At 59.4% G+C, this 1075-nt stretch carries 2 protein-coding genes; both read left to right on the top strand.

Annotated elements, in window-relative coordinates:
* Nucleotides 1-37 precede the first annotated feature (37 nt).
* On the top strand, nucleotides 38-247 hold the full coding sequence (locus H663_RS42460; protein ID WP_116695837.1) for a tyrosine-type recombinase/integrase: 210 nt from the start codon (nucleotides 38-40) through the stop codon (nucleotides 245-247).
* A partial coding sequence (locus tag H663_RS40950) for an IS91 family transposase (protein WP_133240105.1) occupies nucleotides 244-1075 on the top strand: 832 nt, incomplete at its 3' end. The genes H663_RS42460 and H663_RS40950, both read left to right, overlap by 4 nt.

Below are 1075 nucleotides of genomic sequence, written 5' to 3'. Positions count from 1 at the left end.
TAGCATCAAGTGGCCATCGATTGCGGCCTAAAAAAAGATCACCCCGCACAGCCTGCGCCACAGCTATGCCACGCACCTGATTGAAGCTGGGGTCGATTTGCTTGAGGTCCAGAAGATTTTGGGCCACCACTCCATCCTCACCACCACCCGCTACACCCACCTGACCCACAACACCAATACCCAGGCAGGCGAACGCATTGAGGCCTTGATGGCGCGCTTTTGTGTGGATTGGGGTGATGTCAAATGATCACCCTGGCCTCCATCATTGAGCGCTTTGGCGCAGACTACTTGGCGCAGTATCCCCAGTGTGCCTCACACGTCCAGCGCCAGGCCCTCACAGCCATGCAGCGCTGCCGCACCACATTGGCGCCGCGCATGCTGGCCCAGTGCACCGACTGTGGCGATCAGAAAATGGTGCCGCACTCCTGCGGCCACCGCAACTGCCCCCACTGCCAAGCCCACGAGAGCCAGTCCTGGATTGAGCGCCAAACAACACGGCTGGTGCCGAGCAACTACTTTCTTCTCACGTTTACTTTGCCCAGCGAGCTGCGCACGCTGGTTTGGCAGCATCAACGCGTTGCCTACACCGCCTTGATGGATTGCGCCTGGCAGACGTTACGCGTCTTCAGTGCCAACCACAAACAGTTGCAAGGCACGCCCGGGGCCATGGCCGTACTGCATACCCATTCGCGGCAGTTGGAGTTTCATCCACACGTTCATGTGCTCATGCCTGCGGCGGCGCTGGATGCCAACAAAGGCTTGTGGCGCAGCATGCGCCGCAGCAATAAGGGCGGCGACTACTTGTTCAGCCACAAAGCATTGGCCAAAGTCTTTCGCGCCAAGTTCTTGGCCGCCCTGCGTGAACAAGGTCTGACGCCGCCGGCGAACTTGCCGCAAGTGTGGGTGGTTGATTGCAAGCGTGTGGGCAGTGGTCACAAGGCCATCATCTACTTGGGCCGCTATCTGTACCGGGGCGTCATTCAGGAGAAGGACATCTTGCGCTGCGACGGCAACAACGTCACCTACCGTTGGCGCGACAGCAAAACCAAACGCTTGACCACGCGCACCGTGAGTG

The sequence above is a fragment of the Limnohabitans planktonicus II-D5 genome (assembly GCF_001270065.2).
In the GTDB taxonomy this organism is placed as follows: domain Bacteria; phylum Pseudomonadota; class Gammaproteobacteria; order Burkholderiales; family Burkholderiaceae_C; genus Limnohabitans_A; species Limnohabitans_A planktonicus.
The sequence above is the reverse complement of the archived record's forward strand: the minus strand, read 5'-3'. Positions and strand labels throughout refer to the sequence as shown.